This window comes from Bacteroides sp. CAG:189 (assembly GCF_000432295.1).
Lineage (GTDB): Bacteria > Bacteroidota > Bacteroidia > Bacteroidales > Bacteroidaceae > Bacteroides > Bacteroides salyersiae.
Window position 1 is genome coordinate 78510 of sequence record NZ_HF991111.1, and the last position, 1522, is coordinate 80031.

A 1522-nucleotide genomic window follows, 5' to 3' on the forward strand; every position below is an offset into this window, starting at 1 on the left:
AATGCAAAAATACGCTCTACCGTAAAGTAATCGAAGAACGTCGCTTCTTCCATCCAGTTCCAACGCAATGAATCGAGTTTCTTCTCACGCTCCACCAATTCGGTTATTTCGCTGATTTTCATCAATTGTTCCAAACAATCCACTTCACCGGAAAGTCCGAAATCGCGGGCTCCGGATGTACGCAATGCTTCGCACACTTCCGTGTTGCCTACCACATTCTGAGCGACGTCCCATTTATATTTACGAGCAGAAAACGCAATCAGAATATTATTAATCGTCAGATTGAACTCAAACCAGGAAGAGACGAACTTATTTCCACATTTCATGGCATACTCATAATACAGGGCTGCCAAATGGTCTTCGTGGAGCACCGCACTTTCGGCTGGTGTATTGAAATAATCGGAAATAAAAACGGATAGGTAAGAAGGAAATTCTTTAGCGCTGACTTCACCGCCTTCTTTGATAGTAGCGATGTACTCATTCAGTTCTGCTGCGGAGAAGTTTCCACGCAAATCGATAACTGCATCTTTGTCTTTCAGTAATTTCAAGACATTGGCATTATCGAATTTCAGATAGAACAGATCGATCAGCTTCTGGTCTGAAGAAGAAAGCCCGGGATAAATTTCTGTTTTAAAATCGGCTACTGTATAACTCAGTTTGCTATCCTCAAGAGTGAGTTCGGGCAAACCGGCTACCAAGTAATAGTATTTACTCATAATGGTTCTCTTTAGAATAGCATTTCTACCAACTGAGGACGCAGGAACTCTTTGAAGTAGTTCATAAATTCTTCTTCCCCGAAGTTCACTTTATACGAACCGTCTGCCGGAGAAACGGAGAACAGCGTTTTGATACCATTCACCTGTTCTATCTTTACACCTTTATCTAACAGAGCTTTCGCATTGGCAGCAAAGTATTTTTTCAAAGACTCTGCATCCGCAGTCGAAATAACAATCGGTTCGTCTACGCTCCATTTGGTAGCCAACGCTACAATAAAAGCATTCAAGAAGTCCTTATTCTGCGCAAATTCCTTCACGGGAGCCGTCACAATCTTGTCGGTCACCATGGTAGCAATCTCCGATTTCAAAGCATTGACAGCTTGACCGGCAAATAATTTTAACTCCGATTTAGTATTCTCTGCCATTTCGTCGGCAGACTTACGAGAGGTGGCGATAATCGATTCCGCTTCTTTATGAGCATCTTCGACAATCTTTTTCGCTTCTTCCTGAGCATTTGCGATAAGACGTTGGGCTTCTGCGTTACCTTTTTCTACGCCTTCACGATAAATCTTATCGGTCAACTCTTGAATTTTGTTTTCCATATTCACGGACTATTTAGAAGTTTATATTATAATATCTATTGCTTCAATTAGATTTTTGCCAAAAGTACGAAAATCAATCTTATAAAAAAAGGGAAAACAAGAAGAAAACTGTTCAATAAGAGCAAAAGAATAGTCAAAAAGAAAGGAAAAGGGAGAATAAAAAAAAGGAAATGTGAGAATTGAGATGTGAGAAGCAGGCTGCGC

The 1522-nt window shown here is 40.6% G+C and carries 3 protein-coding genes; all 3 read right to left on the minus strand.

What is annotated here, in order from left to right; all coding sequences use genetic code 11:
- Window positions 1-716, minus strand: a 716-nt coding sequence (locus QVP90_RS15605) for a DUF2764 family protein (RefSeq protein ID WP_288204786.1), incomplete at its 3' end; no start/stop codon positions are given.
- Window positions 717-727: 11 nt separating this feature from the next.
- Window positions 728-1318, minus strand: a complete 591-nt coding sequence (locus QVP90_RS15610; protein WP_005931169.1) for a V-type ATP synthase subunit E family protein — start codon at window positions 1316-1318, stop codon at window positions 728-730.
- Window positions 1319-1339: 21 nt separating this feature from the next.
- Window positions 1340-1522: hypothetical protein (locus tag QVP90_RS15615; protein ID WP_288204787.1), on the minus strand; the 183-nt coding region annotated here is incomplete at its 5' end.

Bases quoted from the DNA above. Each gene is read 5' to 3' on its own strand.
- QVP90_RS15610 (WP_005931169.1), bottom strand. From the start codon at position 1,318: ATGGAAAACAAAATTCAAGAGTTGACCGATAAGATTTATCGTGAAGGC.